The organism is Pseudomonas shirazensis (assembly GCF_050496565.1).
Lineage (GTDB): Bacteria > Pseudomonadota > Gammaproteobacteria > Pseudomonadales > Pseudomonadaceae > Aquipseudomonas > Aquipseudomonas shirazensis_A.
Window position 1 is genome coordinate 221,044 of record NZ_JBNWAE010000005.1, and the last position, 18,861, is coordinate 239,904.

The 18,861-nt window shown below is 58.5% G+C and carries 16 protein-coding genes; 14 read left to right on the plus strand and 2 right to left on the minus strand.

Translation table 11 applies throughout. The features are described 5' to 3' along the window. Positions 1–1,455, minus strand: coding sequence for a type VI secretion system protein TssA (gene tssA, locus ACQZ2L_RS09990; RefSeq protein ID WP_430325902.1), 1,455 nt, complete (start codon positions 1,453–1,455; stop codon positions 1–3). Next, positions 1,443–2,108, minus strand: a complete 666-nt coding sequence (gene vasI / locus ACQZ2L_RS09995; protein WP_430325903.1) for a type VI secretion system-associated protein VasI — start codon at positions 2,106–2,108, stop codon at positions 1,443–1,445. The genes tssA and vasI overlap by 13 nt, the downstream gene beginning before the upstream one ends. A gap of 318 nt (positions 2,109–2,426) precedes the next feature. Between vasI and tssB the strand changes: the two genes are divergently transcribed. From tssB to ACQZ2L_RS10065, 14 genes are all read left to right on the plus strand, one after another. Continuing rightward, positions 2,427–2,933 (plus strand): type VI secretion system contractile sheath small subunit, encoded by a 507-nt coding sequence (tssB, locus tag ACQZ2L_RS10000; protein WP_430325904.1) that lies wholly within the window; start codon positions 2,427–2,429, stop codon positions 2,931–2,933. Between the two features lie 14 nt (positions 2,934–2,947). After that, the gene (tssC, locus tag ACQZ2L_RS10005; RefSeq protein WP_430325905.1) at positions 2,948–4,438 is read left to right on the plus strand and encodes a type VI secretion system contractile sheath large subunit; all 1,491 of its coding nucleotides are present in this window, start codon (positions 2,948–2,950) and stop codon (positions 4,436–4,438) included. Beyond that, positions 4,435–4,845 carry a type VI secretion system baseplate subunit TssE gene (tssE, locus tag ACQZ2L_RS10010; protein WP_430325906.1) on the plus strand — a complete coding sequence of 137 codons (411 nt, stop codon included), beginning with the start codon at positions 4,435–4,437 and terminating at the stop codon, positions 4,843–4,845. The genes tssC and tssE overlap by 4 nt, the downstream gene beginning before the upstream one ends. Before the next feature lie 2 nt (positions 4,846–4,847). Continuing rightward, entirely contained in the window at positions 4,848–6,614 is a 1,767-nt protein-coding gene (tssF, locus tag ACQZ2L_RS10015; RefSeq protein WP_430325907.1) for a type VI secretion system baseplate subunit TssF, read from the plus strand. Further along, positions 6,578–7,594 (plus strand): type VI secretion system baseplate subunit TssG, encoded by a 1,017-nt coding sequence (tssG, locus tag ACQZ2L_RS10020; RefSeq protein ID WP_430325908.1) that lies wholly within the window; start codon positions 6,578–6,580, stop codon positions 7,592–7,594. The genes tssF and tssG overlap by 37 nt, the downstream gene beginning before the upstream one ends. Further along, positions 7,591–8,160: an FHA domain-containing protein gene (locus ACQZ2L_RS10025; RefSeq protein WP_430325909.1), complete on the plus strand. Its 570-nt coding sequence runs from the start codon at positions 7,591–7,593 to the stop codon at positions 8,158–8,160. The genes tssG and ACQZ2L_RS10025 overlap by 4 nt, the downstream gene beginning before the upstream one ends. Further along, on the plus strand, positions 8,157–8,942 hold the full coding sequence (gene tssJ / locus ACQZ2L_RS10030) for a type VI secretion system lipoprotein TssJ (RefSeq protein ID WP_430325910.1): 786 nt from the start codon (positions 8,157–8,159) through the stop codon (positions 8,940–8,942). Before ACQZ2L_RS10025 ends, tssJ begins: the two co-directional genes overlap by 4 nt. Before the next feature lie 54 nt (positions 8,943–8,996). Then, complete coding sequence (gene tssK, locus ACQZ2L_RS10035; RefSeq protein WP_430325911.1) at positions 8,997–10,334, plus strand: type VI secretion system baseplate subunit TssK; 1,338 nt, start codon at positions 8,997–8,999, stop codon at positions 10,332–10,334. Position 10,335: 1 nt separating this feature from the next. Further along, on the plus strand, positions 10,336–11,148 hold the full coding sequence (icmH, locus tag ACQZ2L_RS10040; protein ID WP_430325912.1) for a type IVB secretion system protein IcmH/DotU: 813 nt from the start codon (positions 10,336–10,338) through the stop codon (positions 11,146–11,148). 124 nt (positions 11,149–11,272) lie between these two features. Then, positions 11,273–11,788: an Hcp family type VI secretion system effector gene (locus tag ACQZ2L_RS10045; protein WP_103436934.1), complete on the plus strand. Its 516-nt coding sequence runs from the start codon at positions 11,273–11,275 to the stop codon at positions 11,786–11,788. Between the two features lie 74 nt (positions 11,789–11,862). Continuing rightward, entirely contained in the window at positions 11,863–14,028 is a 2,166-nt protein-coding gene (locus ACQZ2L_RS10050) for a type VI secretion system Vgr family protein (RefSeq protein ID WP_430325913.1), read from the plus strand. Continuing rightward, positions 14,025–14,951: a DUF4123 domain-containing protein gene (locus ACQZ2L_RS10055; RefSeq protein ID WP_430325914.1), complete on the plus strand. Its 927-nt coding sequence runs from the start codon at positions 14,025–14,027 to the stop codon at positions 14,949–14,951. Before ACQZ2L_RS10050 ends, ACQZ2L_RS10055 begins: the two co-directional genes overlap by 4 nt. Then, positions 14,944–17,937 carry a T6SS effector BTH_I2691 family protein gene (locus ACQZ2L_RS10060; RefSeq protein WP_430325915.1) on the plus strand — a complete coding sequence of 998 codons (2,994 nt, stop codon included), beginning with the start codon at positions 14,944–14,946 and terminating at the stop codon, positions 17,935–17,937. Before ACQZ2L_RS10055 ends, ACQZ2L_RS10060 begins: the two co-directional genes overlap by 8 nt. Then, on the plus strand, positions 17,934–18,827 hold the full coding sequence (locus ACQZ2L_RS10065) for a DUF6708 domain-containing protein (protein ID WP_430325916.1): 894 nt from the start codon (positions 17,934–17,936) through the stop codon (positions 18,825–18,827). Before ACQZ2L_RS10060 ends, ACQZ2L_RS10065 begins: the two co-directional genes overlap by 4 nt. The last annotated feature ends 34 nt before the right edge of the window (positions 18,828–18,861 follow it).

The following is an 18,861-nucleotide window of genomic DNA, read 5'->3' on the forward strand; positions in this document are numbered from 1 at the left end:
CTAGTCCTTGATCTGATTGAGCAGCGCCGAGGTTGCTGCTACCTGCTGCAGCCGGTTGAACACCTCTGGCTCCCAGGCAGCGGCGCTGGTTTGCTGCATGGTTCGCACCACGCTTGCGCAGAGGTCCTGAGCCAACCAGGAGACGCCTTTAGTGGCGAGCAGGTCGGCGGCGATAGCGGTGGTATGGCAACGCTCACGTGGCGAGCGATAGTCTGTTTGCAACGCTTGCAGCTTCAGCAGCACCGGCTCCACACCTGCTGCTTCCAGCTGGCTGACCAGCTCGGCGCGAAGGCTGCCGAATTCTTGCGAAGCCGTTGTCTGCTCTGTCGAGCCATGGCCACCTTTGAGCCACGCCAGGCACTGCTCATCGATAAAAGCCGTACCATCGCTGAAGCGCAGCGACTGCAACGCGGGCAGGCGCAGTACGAAACGCGCAGTGGCGCTGCGAATAGCTTCTGCAACCTCACCCATTGCCAGCCGACCGGCGATGGTGGCCGCAAGGAAACTGCCGCGAATCCAGTAGGGCGAAGCCGCTACGCTTTTCTCCACCCGCAGTAGCAGCGCGGGATCAATTGCAGTTCCGGCGACCGCTTCTTCGTAGCTGATGGCGATGTCAGCCGGAACTACCATCAGCTCGGTGCGCTGGTCCTGCCTTGCAACAGGCGCAAGCTGAATATGAGCCCATAGGCCAAAGCGCCGTAACTGAAAGCCGGTGGGGTCATAGATATCCTGCTGATTGATGAATTCGGCCATGCTCAACACAGCACGGCGGGTCTCGCGCTCGTTACCCAGGGAGATGCCCGGCTTGGCCGGCAAGAAGGCTTCGGCCAATGGCGTTGCCTCCCTTCGTGATGGCACTGGGCTGACCTGCGTCTTCTCCCCGGTACCGCTGGCAGATTCAAGCTGCTTGAGCAGCAAGCGCTGCAAATCATCGACCGCAGCCGCGTCAAGCTGCGCTGCCTTGACCTGTTGTTGCAAGCTGCAGAGCGCTCGCTGCGCCGCCGCAGCATTGGCCGGGGTGTAGGTAAACCGATCCAGCTGCGGAATCGCATCGGTTAGTCGTTTGATGATCAATGCGACCGACTTGCGTTTGCCAAGGAAACCTTTAGGCCCGGGCTTGGGGTGCGCGGTTTCCCAGTAGCGCTCCAGCATCCCCGCAAGCAGGTCCAGGGTGAACCCCCAGCGCTCCCAACAGGCGCTGCGTAGCCAAACGACGCTCAGATGACCAAGGATGCGCAGGTGTTTGCATTGTTGGCTCAAGTACTGGCGCGACGCTTCCTCGATGTAGCACCAGTCAATCGAAGACTCCTGCATGCCGCCCAGTTTGACCATTTCCTGGTCAATTGCCTGATACGTCTCGTCCTCCACGTCGAACATGCCTGCCGGAGCTGCGGGGTCGATCGGCGCAAGCAGCCGCGCAATTTCTTCCGCCGAGACTGGCGCTACCAACGACATGCTCTGCGCGCCTCCTCGATCAATGGATCCAAGCCCTGGGCATCGAAGCTCAGGCCATTGAGGTCCGCATGCTCGCTAACAACGTGGATGCGCTCAGCCCCGATGATCTGCTTGATCTGCTCGATAGCCGGTAAGCCACGGCCGGCATCCAGCACCTGGCCGTTTTCCATCACTTGCCAGGGTGTAGGGAGGGTCGATCCGCGCTCGCCTTGCAGCTGGACCCTGACCCATCGGGCGTCAATAGGCCGCGAGCTGATCAACTGCAATCTTGAGATGTTTTGCACGCAGCTGATTGCCAAGTAAGGCCGCGGTTCGCCTTCGGCGATTGCCGGAGCCGAAATCACCAGCCGCTTGTGCACGGGCTCGCCTTGATCATGGACGCGAAGGCGGAAGGTCAGGTCATCACCCGCCCGCTCGGCTTCGTTGGTCATGACGCTCTGCACGCTGGGGGAATCCTGCTCTGGTACCGACCAGTTCTGCCTGGCAACCCGCGCCGGGGTTCCGGCAGCTTGGTCAAAGCAGGCCAGACGCTCCAGGTTGGACGTAATACTCGGGCAATCACGTACAGGGTCGGCCAATACTTCGCCTGCACTTATCAGCAGTAAAAAAACAATGCCAGACGCACTCCGAATTAACACCGAATTGAACTCCATTCAATAGGAAGCACACCCAATAGAGCGTAGGAATTGTCTTAAATAACCAGCACAATGCCAGAATCTATACGTGATGATCGCTGAGGGAATGAACACTAATCCAGCGACAACAAAACATACAGGCAAATATTTCCTTACACTTTTTTGCTCGACCAAAAAGCCATGTTGCGCGCAAGGTTTTAATAAGCCGGCAGTCACTCCCCGGACAACTAAACAGGAATACTTTATTTACGTAGGATGCTTCCTACATAAATTAAAGAAAGTTAACTCTCTAAATGAGAAATTTCCTACAAACATAACAGGAAGTTACGCATTTCTATGGCGAAAAATAACGGCTCCGTCGCTCCCAAAGAGCGTATCAACATCAAATATGTGCCCGCTACCGGCGGCGAGCAGGCCGAAATAGAGCTGCCGCATAAAATGCTGGTTCTGGGCGACTTCGGCCTTGACGACAGCCGCAGCGTTGAAGACCGCCAGGTCATGGGCATCGACAAGCACACCTTCAATCATGTGCTCAGAGATGCAGATGTCAGCCTGAGTATGGCCGTGCCGTCGATGCTCAATGCCGCCACCGATGCCGAGTTGGCGGTGCACCTTCAGTTCAATTCGATAAACGACTTCGGGCCTGACCAGGTCGCCCGCCAGGTGCCGGAGCTGAACAAGCTGCTGGAGCTACGTGAAGCGCTAGTTGCACTTAAAGGCCCGCTGGGCAATGTCCCGGCGTTCCGCAAACAACTGCAGCAACTGCTGACCGACGAGCAGGCGCGAAAGCAACTTGCACAAGAGCTGAACCTGGTGCTCGATGCGCCCAAACAAGACCAATAAGACGGAGCCCGCCGATGCCAAACAAAACCGACACAGCTGTTGCAGTCGAACTCAACACTGAAACCCTGGGCACCGCCACATTACTCGATCAGATCATGGCCGAAACAATGCTGGTGCCAACCCAGGAAGGCTACCAAGTCGCCAAACAGGGGGTTGCGGCCTTTATTGCAGAAATCCTCAAAAGCAATGAGCCAGATCAACTAATCAACAAGCACCGGGTTGATCAAATGATCGCCGAAGTTGATCGAGTGCTGAGCAAGCAGATGGATGCGATCCTGCATCAGCCTGAGTTTCAGCAACTGGAATCAGCCTGGCGTGGCCTGAAGCTTCTGGTCGACCGTACCGACTTTCGCGAGAACATCAAGCTTGAGGTGCTGCACGTCAGCAAGGACGACTTGCTCGATGACTTCGAGAATGCCGCCGACATCACCTGCAGCGGTATCTACAAACATGTCTACACCGCCGGTTACGGCCAATTCGGCGGCGAGCCGGTGGCAGCCATGCTAGGCAACTACAGCTTCGGTCCCTCCTCACCGGACATAAAGCTGCTGAGCTATATGGCCTCGGTCGGGGCAATGTCTCACGCGCCGTTCCTGACGGCACCCGCCCCCGAGTTTTTCAACCTGAGCAGCTTTGAAGACCTGCCCAATCTGAAAGAGGTGAAAGACATTTTCGCCGGCCCACGCCATGCCAAATGGCGTGCGTTCCGCGACAGTGAAGACGCCCGCCATACCGCGCTGGTTGGGCCGCGTTTCATGCTCAGATCCGCTTACCACCACCTGGAGCAACCGACCGACAGCTTCAACTATGACGAGAACATCGACGGCCGCCACGAAAACTACCTGTGGGGCAACTCGGCATTCCTTTTAGCCAGCTGCATCAACGACAGCTTTGCCCGCTACCGCTGGTGCCCGAACATCATCGGCCCGCAGTCGGGTGGCGCGGTCGAGGACCTGCCGGTGCACCTGTATGAGTCGCTTGGCCAGTTGCAGGCGAAGATACCCACGGAAGTGCTGATCTCCGATCGCAAGGAATTCGAGCTGGCGGAAGAAGGCTTCATCGCCCTGACCATGCGCAAGGACAGCGACAACGCCGCGTTCTTTTCAGCCAATTCGGTGCAAAAACCAAAGACCTTCGCCAAAACCCCTGAAGGCCTGCAGGCGCAGACCAACTACAAGCTCGGCACGCAACTGCCGTACCTGTTCATCGTCAACCGCCTGGCGCACTACATCAAGGTCCTGCAACGCGAGCAGATCGGCAGCTGGAAGGAACGCAGCGACCTCGAGAGCCAGCTCAACAAGTGGATCAAGCAGTACGTGGCCGATCAGGAAAACCCCTCGGCTGATGTTCGCAGCCGCCGGCCGCTGCGCGCCGCAGCGATTACGGTCTCCGACGTTGCCGGTGATCCGGGCTGGTATCAAGTCTCGGTGGCCGTGCGCCCGCACTTCAAATACATGGGCGCAAACTTCGAGATCTCGCTGGTTGGCCGGCTCGACACGCAGTGACCGGGTTGTTTGACCGGCTGGGAGTGAAAGCCACAGCCAACGTCCAGTCATCTCGGCGTGAAGCGCGTGGGCGCAAGTTCGAGGTGATCAAGCATCACCTCGAAACCCTGCTCAATTGCCGTGAGGGCTGCTCACAAAGCAGCCCTGAACTCGGCCTGCGCGACTTCAACGGCCACGACTTGAGCCGCGGTGACTTACTGCAACAGGTCAGCGCCGACATCCGCCACACCATTGAGCGTTTCGAACCACGGATCGCAGTGCATGCGCTGCAGGCCGTGCCCGATGCACATGCCCCGCTGGAGCTGCACTTTCATCTGGATTGTCAGGTGCAGGTCAACGACCACGCGGAACAACTGCAGATCGAGTTGCTGGTGAGCGGGCACAGCCGTTACACCCGAGTGAAGTGACCATGTCGTTAAAAGACCGTTTCAGAGAAGAGCTGCGCTACCTGCGCGAACTCGGCACCGATTTCGCCCGAGACAACCCGCAGCTCAGCCGATTTCTCGGCAAAAACAGCAGTGACCCGGATGTCGAGCGACTGCTGGAAGGCTTCGCCTTTCTGACCGCCAAGCTGCGGCTCAAGCTCGAAGACGACATGCCGGAACTGACCCACCCGATGCTGCAGCTATTGTGGCCTAACTACCTGCGACCATTGCCCAGCGCCACCATTGTGCAATTTACCCCGCAGCCGCAATCGCTGACCCAGTCACAAAGGGTAGCCAAGGGTGCGAGACTTTTTTCCAGAGAGGTGGATGGGGTCGCCTGCGAATTTCGCACCTGCACCGAGGTACAACTACACCCCTTCGTCATCGACGACGTTGACGCGACCCAGACCCTGGACAACTCCAGCGTGCGTATCGACCTGCAGACACTGGTTGATCGCCCGCTGAACACGCTGGACTGCGAACGTTTGGACTTTCATCTGAGCGGCGAGGATCGCTGCGCGCAGACCCTGTACCTGTGGTTGGCGCAGTACCTCAAACACGTCAGTGTAAGTATCGAGGGCGAAGTACGTCGTCTACCGGCAAGCAACATCGCATTCCCGGGTTTCAGCCCTGATGAAGCGCTGCTGCCCTATCCGCAAAATGTGTTCGACGGCTATCGCATCCTGCAGGAGTACTTTGTCTTCCCGCAGCGCTTCCACTTTTTCAGTCTGACGGGCCTTGCCAAGCTTTGGCCTGCCCACAGCAGCAAATGTGTACGCCTGGAGTTTCACTTCACCCGCCAGCTGCCCAGCTCGATCCGTGTGGGCAAAGACGACTTCGGCCTGTTCTGCACCCCTGCAGTCAACCTGTTCAAGCACAGCGCCGAGCCTATCGACTTGTCAGGGCGCGACACCCAGGTAGAACTGCAACCCAACGGCAATCGCGCCGACGCCTACGAGATTTTCAGCGTCGACCGGGTCGTCAGCACGCGCACCACGGGCGAAGATACGCCGGGTGAGACGCTGCGCACGTTCCGGCCCTTCGAATCATTTGCCCACGAGATCGAGCATGTGCAAGGGCGCACGGCGCTCTATTACCACTGCGAAATCGAAAACTCGCTGCGCGGCAATGGCGTGATTCAGCGCATCGCTTTTGTGCGCGGGGATGCCACCGCCTACATCGAACAACTCGAAACCGCTTCGATCGATCTGACCTGCACCAATCGCGACCTGCCGCTGGCACTGGGGATCGGCGACATCGATGTGATCACCGAGATCACCCCACCGCTGGCCAGCTACCGCAACATCTGCCGCCCTACCCGCCCCTATCGACCGGTGCTGGACGGCGACTTGCAATGGGCATTGATCTCCAACCTCTCGCTCAACTACCTGTCGTTGCTGTCGGCGGAGCCGCTCAAGGCTGTCATCGGCGCCTACGACTTCGCCGCCTTGCATGACATCCAGCAAGCACGCGCCACGCGCAAGCGCCTGGACGGTATCTGCGATGTGCAGACGGCGCCGCTGGACTGGCTGATCAAAGGCCAGCCGATCCGCGGGCTGCGCACCCAGCTCAAGCTGAACCAGGACGCCTTCTCCTGCGAGGGCGACCTGTATTTGTTCAGCTGCGTGCTCTCTCAGTTCTTCGCCCTGTACGCCAGCATCAACTCCTTCCACCAATTGGAAGTGATCAATACCACCAACAATGAGCACTACACATGGCCACTGCTGACCGGCAGACAACCGCTGATCTAGCCGACGCTTTGCTCGCCCAGGCGCACCAGTACAACTTTTTCCAGTTGCTGGAGCGTTTGCATGGCCTGCACGGCGACGATCTCGAACCGCGCTGGCCAGCCGAAGCAACACGGCTGCGGGTGAGGCTTGGCTGCGATCCGCGATTGACCTTTCCCGTGTCGGACGTATTCAAGGCAGAGCGATTTTCCGATCATGCCGAGCGCTACAGCGTCTGTACCACCTTTATGGGCCTGCATGGCACTGACTCGCCACTGCCCACCTATTACCTCGAGCAGATTGCCTACGACCATGCCCACGACATCGGCGTGCGCCCGGCCTTCTTCGACTTTTTCAATCATTACCTGCTCAGCCTGCTGCACCGTATCTGGCGCAAGTACCGCTATTACATTCGCTTCCAGGCGGGCGCCGCTGACGGCTTTTCGCAGTATGTGTTCGCCCTGATTGGCCTGGACAACAAGCAGTTGCGTGGCGATACCGAGCTGCCATGGAGTCGCCTGCTCAGCTTTGCCGGCGTTATCGCCAGCCGCAGCCGTGCCCCCGGGACCGTGGCGGGCATCATCGCCCACTGCTTTGACTTGAGCAGCGTGCAGATCCGTGAGTTCGAGAGCCGATCAGTGCCTACCGCCATCAGGCAGACGGTCAGCCTTGGCCGCTCCAATGGTTGCCTGGGCAGTACCTTCATGGTCGGGAACCGTACCCGCACCCGCAGCAGCAAGTTCACCATCCTCATCAGCGACCTCGACCAGGCCCAGCTGCGCCAGTTGCTGCCAAGTGGAGTCAATTTTGGTCGCCTGCGCGCATTGATCGACTTTCTCCTGCGCGACGGCCTGGCCTACGACCTCGAGCTGCGGCTGAAACAGCATGCGCTGTCTCCGTTCTGCCTGCACCGCAGCCAGGGTGCGCACCTGGGCTGGACCAGTTTCGTCGATGACAAGCATGGGAAAAGCAGCCCGGTAGTTCGAATCAGGGGGCGCGCATGAACACCCTGGACCTGGTGATCAGCAATATCGACCAGCTCGAACACGGCGTGATCGCCCGCCATCGATTCGACCGCAACGGCGGCACCATCGGCAGCGGGCCAGCCGACTGGCTGCTATGGGACCGCGCGCAGCGTATCCAGCCGCTGCACTGCGAAATTCGCTGGATCGAGGGCAGCTTCTGCGCCGTCGACCTATGCAACCAGACCTACCTCAATGACACCCCGCGAAGCCTCGGCGAGCGCTCACCCGTGCGCCTGCAACAAGGCGACCGGCTGCACATCGGCAGCTATCGCATCCATGTGCATTGTCAGCAGCACTCAGCCGACGAGCAGTCCCTGGAGGAGCTGTTCGCACCTGGCCAGCGACTGCTCGACGCCCTGATCGCCGACGCTCCGGCGGATCCTTGGCAGATCGAAGTTTCAGCGCATCAAGCCACCGTCGATATCTGCACAGCGTTCGACCGGCCGCTCGGCCATGACCCTCTGGCCGCGCTGGATGCGTTGCTGGACACACCGCCAGCACACGCCGACGCGTTGCAGCGCCTTATCACCGGAGAGCAAGCATGAAACGCCATCTCCCAATGACCACTCTGTTGCTGGCATTGCTTGCCCTGGCCGGATGCACCTCATTGAGCAGAATGAGCCAGGTGGCACTGGATCACTCCTTGCCGATCGGACCGCCAGAGGATCATCCCACCCAAGTTGCCTTCAGCATCAACGCCAGCCCCACCCTCAACGGCAACCCCAACAGCGCACCCTCTCCCGCCGAGCAGGAAAGCGCGCTGCCACCAAGCCCCTATGCCATCAGCCTGAGCGCGCAGGATCCGCAGGCGCTGGTGGAAAAAGTCGGCAGCTTGTTCGACTACCTTCAGCAGCAATTTCCGCAAGCACTAGGCGAGCAAAGCCAGAGTGGCAGCCTGGCCTTTGCGGCTGACGACGACAGCACTCTCGGCAGCTATGACGACCCGGCGGTAGTGCTGACCCTGCCCAGTGCCACCGAGGTAACGGCTGAACCAATTGCCACGCCTATTGCGATCAAGATTCTGCAGCTGCGCGATGACTCGCTGCTGCGCAACAGTGTGTATCAGCTGCTGGATGAAGACCCGGCCAAGGTGCTGCGCAGCACCTATATACGCGATGACGACTACGTGCTCGCGCCCGGGCAGTTCAAGTTCATACCTTTCGAACCGATTCACACCGACACCCGCTTCATCGCCGTGATCGGCGACTACCGCGAGCAGAACGGCGCGACCTGGGGGCAGGTACTGCGCATCACCCCACGGGGTCGTCAGGTGGTGCTCTCGGTGCTGCTCAATGACACGCAGATCGTGCTCAAAGAGGAAGACTGATGAGTCTCCCCTGCACCTGCACCGTGCTTTTTAACTTCTCGATCCGGAGCGCCCATGAGCTCACGTAATCCCGTTCTCTGGCCCGAAGGGCTGTTCGTCAAACCGCAGCACTTCCAGCAGGCAGCACGCGCCAGCGAGGCTGCGTTCCATCAGCGCCTGAGCAGCCTGAACCCCGGTTTTTTTGGCTTCAGCGAACTGCAGCTCAACGGTGAATACCTGAGCTTGGGCAAGGTGGCCATCACTCGAGCCCGCGGCATCATGCCGGACGGCACGGTGTTCGATATCCCCGCTGATCTGCCACCACCGCCACCGCTGGAAATCGACGACGACGCTGCGCAGAACGGCGAGATCTACCTGTGCCTGCCGCTGCGCACCGAAGGTGGCCGCGAAGTGAGCTGGCCAGACAACGCCGCCAACTTCCGGTACACCGCGCACGCCGAGGAAATCAAAGACACCCACACCGCAGATGGTGATCTGGTCCAGGTCGATCTGGCGGTGCCCAACCTGCAGATCAAGCGCAATAGCGAAGACCGCAACGGCTATAGCCGCCTGGCCTTGGCGCGGATTCTCGAGAAAAGCCCGAACGGCGCGTTGAAACTGGACGAGAACTTCTATCCGACCAGTGTTTCGGTACGTGCGGTGCCGGCACTACAACGGTATCTAGACGAGATCAGCAACACCCTGCGTGAACGCGCCCGCAATCTCGCGGCACGGATCGGCGCAGGCGGCCAGTCGGGTATCGCCGACATTCGCGATTTCAATCTGCTGCAAGCCATGAACCGCTGGTGGCCATGCTTCCAGCACTTGTCACGCCAGCAGCATGTCCACCCCGAACAGCTCTACCTGAGCATGAGCCAGGCCTGTGGCGAGCTGGTGACCTTTACCGATGAAAGCAGGCTGCCGCAAGACTACCCGGCGTATCAGCACAGCGCCCTGCGCCCATCGTTCAAGCTGCTGGAAGATACCCTGCGTCGGGTTCTGAGCACGGTGCTGCAACCCCGCGCGATATCGCTGCCGCTGCATGCCCATGAATACGGTGTGCTGACGACGACCCTGGATGATCGGCGCCTGATCGACCAGGCCGAATTCATTCTGGCGGTCCGCGCCAGCCTGCCGCCAGAAACCCTGCGCCAGCAGTTCATCCAGAAAGCCAAGGTCACCTCGCTGGAAGCACTCAACGACCTGGTGCCACTGCAACTGCCGGGCATCCCGCTGCTGCCGCTGCCGGTGGCCCCTCGCGACCTGCCCTTCCATGCTGGTTTTTGCTACTTCGAACTGGACCGGCGTAACGCCGCGTGGGCGACCATGCAGGAAAGCAACGGCTTTGGTTTTCACATAGCCGGTGAGTTCCCGGGCCTGGAGATGCAATTCTGGGCGATCAGGAGCGAATGAGATGACCTTTGGCCAAGCGAAGCTCGGTACAGCACCTGATGCTGAACACACCAACCCAGAGCCAGCAATACAGCCTGACGGCGACCCTGTCAGCCAGCATTACGCAGCCGATCCAGCATTTCAGCTGCGCGGAGGCTACGCCAATCCCATGGTCGACGCTGCGATGCCGCTGCTGGGCCTGGTGATGCGTCTGCGTAGCGTGGACGAGATGGACAACATCGATGAAGTTCACACCCAGGTGCAGACGCAAGTCAGCAATATCCTCGAGGAGATGCGCCAGCACGCCTACGAGCCCGCCCATCTGCTGGCCTACTCCTACGCGCTGTGCCTGCATCTGGACGAAGCCGTGATGAGCCGGTCGTGGGGCAAGAAGTGCCGCTGGAGCCACGAGCCCCTGCTGAGCATCTTCCACCACGAGACCTGGGGCGGCGAGAAGTTCTTCACCGTATTGACGCGAATGATGCAGGAGCCCAAGCGCTACCAACACGTGCTCGAGTTCATGTACCTGTGCCTGTGCCTTGGCCTCAAGGGCAAGTACGCCATCGCGCCCAAGGGCGACGACGCCCTGCAGGCGCTGATCAACAAGCTCTACGGCGCCATACGCGAACTGCGCGGGCCCGTGCCTGAGCAGCTCTGCCAGCCGCTGGGCAATGTTGCTCCACGCAATTACCGCATGAACCGCCAATGGCCATGGTGGAGCCCGCTACTGCTGTGCTCAGCCGTGATGGCTGCACTTTATGGGCTGTACAGCTACCGCTTGCACGTGATCACCAACGAGGTGCTCACCTCGCTCGGCGGGATCTTGCAGCAATAGCCAAAGCCAACCGAACTCAACCCGTTTAGCGAAGCCTCGGTTTCGTTAGCAAGCCCATCGCTTCCGATGGCCACGTCCCCTCAGGGAGACGTGTTTTATCCACATGGATGCAGGACATTCTGCCATGCCAACACCCGCTTACATCAAGATCGAAGGCCAGACCCAAGGCAACATCACCGCTGGTGCCTTTACCTCCGACTCGGTCGGCAATGTCTACGTCGAAGGCCACGAAGACGAAATCCTGGTGCAGGAAATCAAGCACCAGGTGACCGTCCCGACTGACCCGCAAAGCGGCCAGCCGTCCGGCCAGCGTGTGCACAAACCGTTCATGTTCACCAGTTCGCTGAACAAGGCCACGCCACTGATGTACCAGGCACTGGCCAGCGGCGAGATGCTGCCCACCGTCGAAGTCAACTGGTACCGCACCTCGGTCGAGGGCAAGCAGGAGCACTTCTTCACCACCAAGCTGGAGGACGCGACGATCGTCAACATCAACACCGTCATGCCTCACGCTCAGGACAAGGAGAACGCCGACTTCACCCAACTGATCGAGGTCTCGATGGCGTATCGCAAGATCACCTGGACCCATACCACTGCCGGCACCGAAGGTGCGGACGACTGGCGCAAGCCGATCGTCTGACCTAGCTGCGTTGCCCCAGCCCAGCGCGCCTGGCCTGGGGCATCACCCCCTCGGACGGCAGACAAGGATTTCATATGGCTAGCCAATCTGATCTGCGCTACAGCTTCCAGCCACTGCTCGCAGGTGGCGCCAGCTTCGAAGTGGTCTCGTTCACCCTCGACGAAGCCTTGAGCACGCCCTTCGCCTTGCACCTGAAGCTGATCAGCTTCAGTCATGACGTCGATTTCGGCAAATTGCTCGACAAACCCGTGTTGTTCACCGTCTGGCGAGGCGAGCAGCCGGTGCGCTACGTGCACGGTTTGGTCAGCAGCTTCAGCCAGGACGAAAGTGGCTTTCACCGGACCCGCTATCGAGCCCTGATCGAACCGCAACTGGCCCGCGCGCGGTTACGCTCGAACTGGCGCATCTTCCAGCAAAAAACCGTGCCGCAGATTCTGCAACTCATGCTCCAGCGGCAAGGCATCACCCAGTTCGACATCGGCACCAGCTTTGATCATCAGGTGCGTGAATTCTGTGTTCAGGCCGGCGAAAGCGACCTTGATTTCATCGCACGCCTGGCCGCAGAAGAAGGCTTCGTCTACAGCTTCGAACACAGCGCCAAGCAGCACAAACTGCTGCTCACCGACCGCCTGCTATCACTCGGCTTGATCAGCCGTGGCGCGATCAAGCCCGAAGACACTGACGCTCGCTTTACCGCGCCGGAACCGCTCGCTGCCGACACTGTGCTGTACCAACCCAGCGGCGGCGGCGACCAGGCCATACCCTGCCTGCGCCGGTTCAGCTATAGCGAACAAGTACGCACTGCACGCCAGGTGCAGCGTGACTACACCTTCACCAACCCGGCCTATCGCCAGCAGCACTCGGCAGCCAGTAAAGCTTCGCATCAGTCCAGCGACTACGAGTGCTTCGACTACCCAGGCCGCTACAAGCGCGATGTGGCTGGCAAACCCTTCACGCAAACCCGCATGACCGGCCTGCGCCATGATGCTTGCCTGGCCGACGTCAGCGGCGACGACTTGCGCCTGCAGCCTGGCCTGTGCTTCAAACTGATCGAACACGAGCGCGAGGACCTCAACGTGCACTGGCGGGTGATCAGCACTCACCACGAGGGCAAGCAGTTCACAAGCCTGCAGGAAGAAGCCGCCGATGCCGAGCACGGCACCCACTATCAACAGAGTGCAGTGCTGGTCCCAGGTATGAGTGAGTGGCGACCCAAACCCCTGCAGCGGCCACGCGTCGACGGCCCACACATGGCCACCGTGGTCGGCCCGCCGGGCGAGGAGATCTATTGCGATGAATGGGGCCGGGTCAAGGTTAGTTTCCCTTGGGACCGAGAAAGCCGCGACAACGAGTTCAGCTCCTGCTGGGTGCGTGTGTCGCAGGGCTGGGCCGGTGGCAGTTGGGGGTCGATGGCCATCCCGCGGATCGGCCAGGACGTGATCATCCAGTACGTCAACGGTGACCCTGACCAGCCGATGATTACCGGCCGAACCTACTGCGGCAACCAGCTGCCGCCCTACGACCTGCCACAACACAAGACGCGCATGACCATCAAGAGCCAAACCCACAAAGGGCCGGGCTTCAACGAGCTGCGCTTCGAGGACGAACTGGGCCGGCAGGAGGTGTTCATTCATGCCGAGAAAGACCAGAACAACATCGTCAAGCACGACGAAACCACCTTTGTTGGCAATGACCGTGAAGAGCAGGTCGAGCATGACAAGACCATCAGTATCGGCCACGACCGTCGAGAAACCGTAGGCAACGATGAACAGGTCTCGATCGGACAGGACGCGTTCGTCACCGTCGGCCGCAACCAGACGATCAAGATCGGCAAAGACCGTGTCGAGTCAATCGGCAACCACCGCCATGATGAAATTACCGCCAACCATCACACCCGTATTGGCGGCAATCAGGAGGTGCAGGTCGAAGGTCATGCAGAACTGCTGGCGAAAGCGGAGATTCGCCGTCGTACCGCTGTGTATGACCTGCAGGCAGCTGATGCCGTGGTGATCAAGGGCCCGGGCGGATCGATCCGCATCGACAACAACGGCATCACTCTGGACACGCCGACTATCCGCATCAACGGCCAACTGCTGAAAACGCCACAAGGCGCAGGCAGTACGTTCTCGATCGCCAGTGCGCCTGTCAGCGGCGAACCTCTGGATAACAGCTGCGGACGCCAACCTGACGGCAGCTGTTCGCTGCCCGACTGCAGGTGCCTGGGGGGCAGAAGCTCATGACTGTCTTCCCCTCCCGATACGTAGCCGAAGGGCCACCGACCCGCGAGCACTTTCGCTACCTGTTGCTGATGACCAACACACTCGAGGACCTGGCTTATCGGCCGGCTGCTCAGGATGCCCGGTTTCTGCCCGCCTACGCCCCGTCGGTGCTGGAGCTGATCGACGAGGTGACCAATCGCCCCCCGCACACGTGGATATGGAAGCGCACGGCGCTGGACGATGAGCACGAGTTCGGGCCGCTACTGGTCGACATTTCCCAGGCACCGGAGTTGCTGGACCACGCCGCTGCCGAATGGATGCCGGTCGATGCGGCCATCGCGATCGACTCAGACCTGCCCCTCGTCGAACTTGCTGACCACTTCAGCAGCATGATCCAGTTCGGCATTCGCGGCGCGGAAATCAACAACCACTCGCTTGATCCCAACCACCTCGACGCCTGGCTGGATGCATTGGCGCCAGACAACCGCGAGGCCTGGCTAGGGCCCATGTCGCGCCTGGGCTGGCGGATCAATTGGGGCCCTGCATTCGAATGGCGCCAGCTTGAACGCAGCCAGACAGTTGCGCGGCTCAGAGTCGAGCCGATGTTGATGCTGCAGCAGGATGAAGTGCACAAACTGGCGTGGGGCCTGCACGACCATTTTGTCCTCAGCCTCGCCCACAAGATCATCGCCATGCCGCAGTACACCACACGCAGCCTCAGTGAAATAAGGCCGTGGATCGAGGCGCTGCTGCCGCAACTCAGAGACCTCAATTTCGCCAACGAAACGGTGGCAGGCCAGTTTGTCCTGCTCGTGGCTGCGCACATGTGGCTGATGAGCAATCAACAGGCAACCGCCATTTACACCAATCTCGAAGAGTCGCCCGAAGCCCGCCTTCGCCAGATGCAGGCGCTGGTCCTGAGCAAGGAGCCCCACCATGACTGATCCCGCTGTCACCCGCGCGTCCTCAGGACCTACCTGCAGCGGCCGCGTGCCCATTCTGCCGGTGCGCTACGCCATCGTCCCGCGGCCTGCCGAAGCCCCGGCCTGTCGCTATGCAGAATCCGGTTTCAACCTCGAACAAGGCTTTGCCCCACTGCAGCACTCAGCCTACACCCTGCGTGCGCTGCGCCCAGGCTATGTGTATGTGTTCATGAAGGGCACGAAAAGCGAAAAGCTGGTCATCCACGAATATGACGGCGAAGGCCACTATCAGGAACTGCGCTATCGCGGCCTCGATTGCTACCACCGCCGTAACCGCTACATGGGCAGCCGTACCTTGGGCTGGGTTTGGGCCGACACCAGTGCCGAAGCCGGCAAAGAAGTCTGGATCGCTTACAGCCCGCACCTATGGACCAACGCCATGACCGCCCGCATCTGCCAATCTGCGGTCCTGCGCAAGCGGCATATGCGTTTGCTGGACACTGCTGAACTGGTCGCCGGCAGCAAACAGCCCTCGACCCAGCCGCACGTACTGCCTGTCAGCGCGCTGAAGGAATGGGTAGAAGACTTCAAGCCCGAAGACCGGCGCATGTCGTTGATCTGGAGCAGCCACCCGATAAAGGAAACTCTGCCGATGGGCACCCTCGGCGCGATGCTCCGTCAGTACCCGTATACCCAGCCGAAAATTCCGGCGGTGGTTGCGCTCAATGACGCAGAGGGCATGGCCCTGGACCTGAGTCTGTCGGTTTCAGCCTACCAGCACCAAATGCGCGACCTGATCCCGTCCGAGCAACTGTACTCCCATGAGCCTGAGCCAAATTCCGAGCAGGCCTGCGTGCCCAACTGTTTTCGATTGGATACCGAGCGCCTGAGTGCACGAAGCCGCGACTTCCACCACCGCAACCTGGTGGCGATGCTGCTCGACAAGACGCTCGTCAGCCTGTACCCGGCCAAACCACGACGTTCAATAGAAGCAGCGGCGCGCGCCCTGAGCATGCCAGACGGCCGCCCCTGGCCGACGCCCGCCGAAGCACGTTACCGCGCGCTGACCCACAAGTCCTATTCGGAGCACGGCGCACGGCTCGGTTTGCGGATTGATACGGACAAGTACCATAAGTTTCTCGCAGAACGCGATGAGCTGGAAAAGCGCATTACCGTGCTGCGCAAACAAGCCCTGCAAGCCAGTAACGACCACGACATCTGGCTCGGCACAGCCGAGAACCAGCACATTGAAAACCCCACCAGCCTCGCCGCAGCACTGGCCAGTTACGACCGGAATAACCTCACCTCCGCCCGCGGCCTGGAGATGTCCCTGGCCTTGCTGATCCACCCAATGGGCCAGCCTGCACCCGGTACGGAAGACGAGGATCGCCGCTTCAAGCGACTGGATCAGTGGCTTGACCAGCATGACAGCCCGCTGTATGTGGCGCTGGCGCCGTTTAATCCGTTCAAGGACAAGGCTGACTCCGTTGGCACCCTGCTCGGTGCCAGCGATAACGTAATAGAAGCCCTAGTAGGACGTTTCCCGGCAACTGCCAGCATCACCGAACTTACGGCTCAATCGATATCAACCGTAGTTCTTAAACGCATGCATGGAAGAACTCGCTGGGATGCGAGTAAAAACTTGCGCCAACAGGTGCTATCAGCGGCAAAGGAAGGGAATGCTGAAAAAGCGCTGGGACTCTTGGCAGCACGCTACAACATCACAGATAAATATGTGCACGAAAACCCGTTCAGCCAAGAGGTAGATAGATATTTAAAGAACGGCATGGCTCAAGTTGATAAAACCAAGAGACTAAGGGTCACTGGAAGTCACACCATTTTGATCGAGACCACAACTACTTCACAAGTGAAACCCAGCAATAAAGCATTGACAGCTTCAATCGCAGGAGGGTTACTGAATGCAGGACTTCTGTGGTTCAATATAATTAGCCTGCAGACCGCATACAAAAATTTGCAGACTAGCGATGCAGCAGAGTACACAACGGGATTTGCAGCGGCCATCTTCGGAGTGATTGGGGCTACAATTACAAGCACATTAAGCGCTGGAGCTGCACATAGAGTAGCATTACTGAAATTAACAGGCACAGCGCCTGGAACCGCTTTCGGCATGGCACTTTCACGTTACGCAAGCGGAAAACTTTTAACCCGCGCCATCAGCTACCCAGGAATATTCCTAAGTGCAAAATCCGACTATCACAAATATAAGAGACAAAAAAACAACGGCGACAACACTGCAGCCTCGTACACGATAACCTCTACAGCTGCAAACTTAACAGGATCGGTTATCATCCTAGAAGTTAGCCTAGGACTCCTAGGCACTATTTCAAGTATACCCGTGGCGGGTTGGGCAGCAGCTATACTGTTGGGCGGCGCACTCGTTGCTGGAGGTATGTATTTTAGCTCGAAAGCTAACGAACGACTGCATAACCCTCTGGAACTGTGGGCAGCACGGAGTGTTTTTGGTACTCGTCAGAACGATGGTGAAATTCGGCCGGCCATTACTCTGGACCCCGATAAGAAACTTCCACCTTTTTTAAACTTGGGCCAAGAACTAGATTCATGGCACACGACCTACTACGCCCCTACCTTGCTTGACTCCGAACAATCTCGAACTTTAGGATTAAGTAATTTAGACAGCGCGTGGAAAAGCAATGATTCTTGGGCTCCTGCCAACTGGACAGCAATTGTTAGCAACGACATAAAGCAAGCTTCCGCAACTGTAGAATTTACGGTGCTACTACCACAATTCACCCTATCCCGAAGTGATTGGCGCGCCGAATATAGCAGCACCAACCAACTGGGAGAGACTACCATGCTACCAATAACCCCAGACTGCTATCTCGTTACAGCAGGGGTCGTACTTTACTTCAAGAGCGAGCTAGCACATCGCAGTAGCGCAACCCTGAAGATAATTTATAAGCCAACTAGCGGGCTCAATGACGAGATCGAATCCATCGCCACATTCATGCTCAAGGCACAAAGATGAAAACTACTTGGCTCTTCACTGCCGATTCTGACTCTCAACATCTGCCAAAAATAGCCAGCCAAATCTCAAGGATTGACAATCACCTACTAACGCTACGTAACCCTTGGGTCACTGACTCGGTATTTATGGCAAAAATCTACACCGGCATGACATTGGGATTAATTGCAACTGTATACCCGGACATAATCAATGACTATTATCACTGCAGCCAGAAACCCAACTGGTTAGACATTGCAATTCTTTTGATATTCCCACTAATACTTACCCCATTTATTGCCTATCGTATTTTCTACATCAAGAACCTGTCCGCAATTTACCTAAACCGCGACAATCGCACCATATATTATCAGCGCCTAAAACAGCTTATAACTATTGACTGGGACAACGCCAGAGGAGGAATATTCACTCGTTTTGAATTTAGCAGTTCGGGGTTCAGCACAAGCTATGGACTGGCATTCGTTCAATGTCGATCGGATGGTAGCCCACACCAGAAAGACGCACTTTGGATTGATAGCAATAGCCCTAACGACCCCGATGTAAAATATGTTGCTGAGGCATGGGAGTATATGCGGCACTACATGGACCATGGCTTGGAGAACTTACCTCCTCTTGGCGAACCTAATTGGTTTTACGCACCGCTGCATGAAATTTGCCTGACACCTTTGCAAGCGTGGCGTCACTACGCGCCGTGGCGCACAGGGGAGATTGGTGAAATGCAAGGGAAGAAGCTGTGGATGCTGCCGTTCTGGGCGATTTTGTTTCCTTACAATCTCTCTGTGGCAATTAGCTGGTACGTTATCTGTCGCTTATTTAATGTCAAGGCAGCCGCGGCTCCCGTTGAGGCACTAGAAAAAGTTTCAGTCAAAACGCCTGAGGCCCAGCACTTATGAAACATGTTTAGTTTATTGATCACCAAAATTGCCG

What these genes read in the sequence shown, in the direction of transcription:
- tssB (WP_430325904.1), top strand. Translation starts at nt 2,427, where the DNA reads ATGGCGAAAAATAACGGCTCCGTCGCTCCCAAAGAGCGTATCAACATC.
- vasI (WP_430325903.1), bottom strand. Translation starts at nt 2,108, where the DNA reads ATGGAGTTCAATTCGGTGTTAATTCGGAGTGCGTCTGGCATTGTTTTT.
- ACQZ2L_RS10050 (WP_430325913.1), top strand. Translation starts at nt 11,863, where the DNA reads ATGGCTAGCCAATCTGATCTGCGCTACAGCTTCCAGCCACTGCTCGCA.
- ACQZ2L_RS10065 (WP_430325916.1), top strand. Translation starts at nt 17,934, where the DNA reads ATGAAAACTACTTGGCTCTTCACTGCCGATTCTGACTCTCAACATCTG.
- tssK (WP_430325911.1), top strand. Translation starts at nt 8,997, where the DNA reads ATGAGCTCACGTAATCCCGTTCTCTGGCCCGAAGGGCTGTTCGTCAAA.
- tssA (WP_430325902.1), bottom strand. Translation starts at nt 1,455, where the DNA reads ATGTCGTTGGTAGCGCCAGTCTCGGCGGAAGAAATTGCGCGGCTGCTT.
- ACQZ2L_RS10055 (WP_430325914.1), top strand. Translation starts at nt 14,025, where the DNA reads ATGACTGTCTTCCCCTCCCGATACGTAGCCGAAGGGCCACCGACCCGC.
- tssG (WP_430325908.1), top strand. Translation starts at nt 6,578, where the DNA reads ATGGCCACTGCTGACCGGCAGACAACCGCTGATCTAGCCGACGCTTTG.
- icmH (WP_430325912.1), top strand. Translation starts at nt 10,336, where the DNA reads ATGACCTTTGGCCAAGCGAAGCTCGGTACAGCACCTGATGCTGAACAC.
- tssC (WP_430325905.1), top strand. Translation starts at nt 2,948, where the DNA reads ATGCCAAACAAAACCGACACAGCTGTTGCAGTCGAACTCAACACTGAA.
- tssJ (WP_430325910.1), top strand. Translation starts at nt 8,157, where the DNA reads ATGAAACGCCATCTCCCAATGACCACTCTGTTGCTGGCATTGCTTGCC.
- ACQZ2L_RS10025 (WP_430325909.1), top strand. Translation starts at nt 7,591, where the DNA reads ATGAACACCCTGGACCTGGTGATCAGCAATATCGACCAGCTCGAACAC.
- tssF (WP_430325907.1), top strand. Translation starts at nt 4,848, where the DNA reads ATGTCGTTAAAAGACCGTTTCAGAGAAGAGCTGCGCTACCTGCGCGAA.
- ACQZ2L_RS10060 (WP_430325915.1), top strand. Translation starts at nt 14,944, where the DNA reads ATGACTGATCCCGCTGTCACCCGCGCGTCCTCAGGACCTACCTGCAGC.
- ACQZ2L_RS10045 (WP_103436934.1), top strand. Translation starts at nt 11,273, where the DNA reads ATGCCAACACCCGCTTACATCAAGATCGAAGGCCAGACCCAAGGCAAC.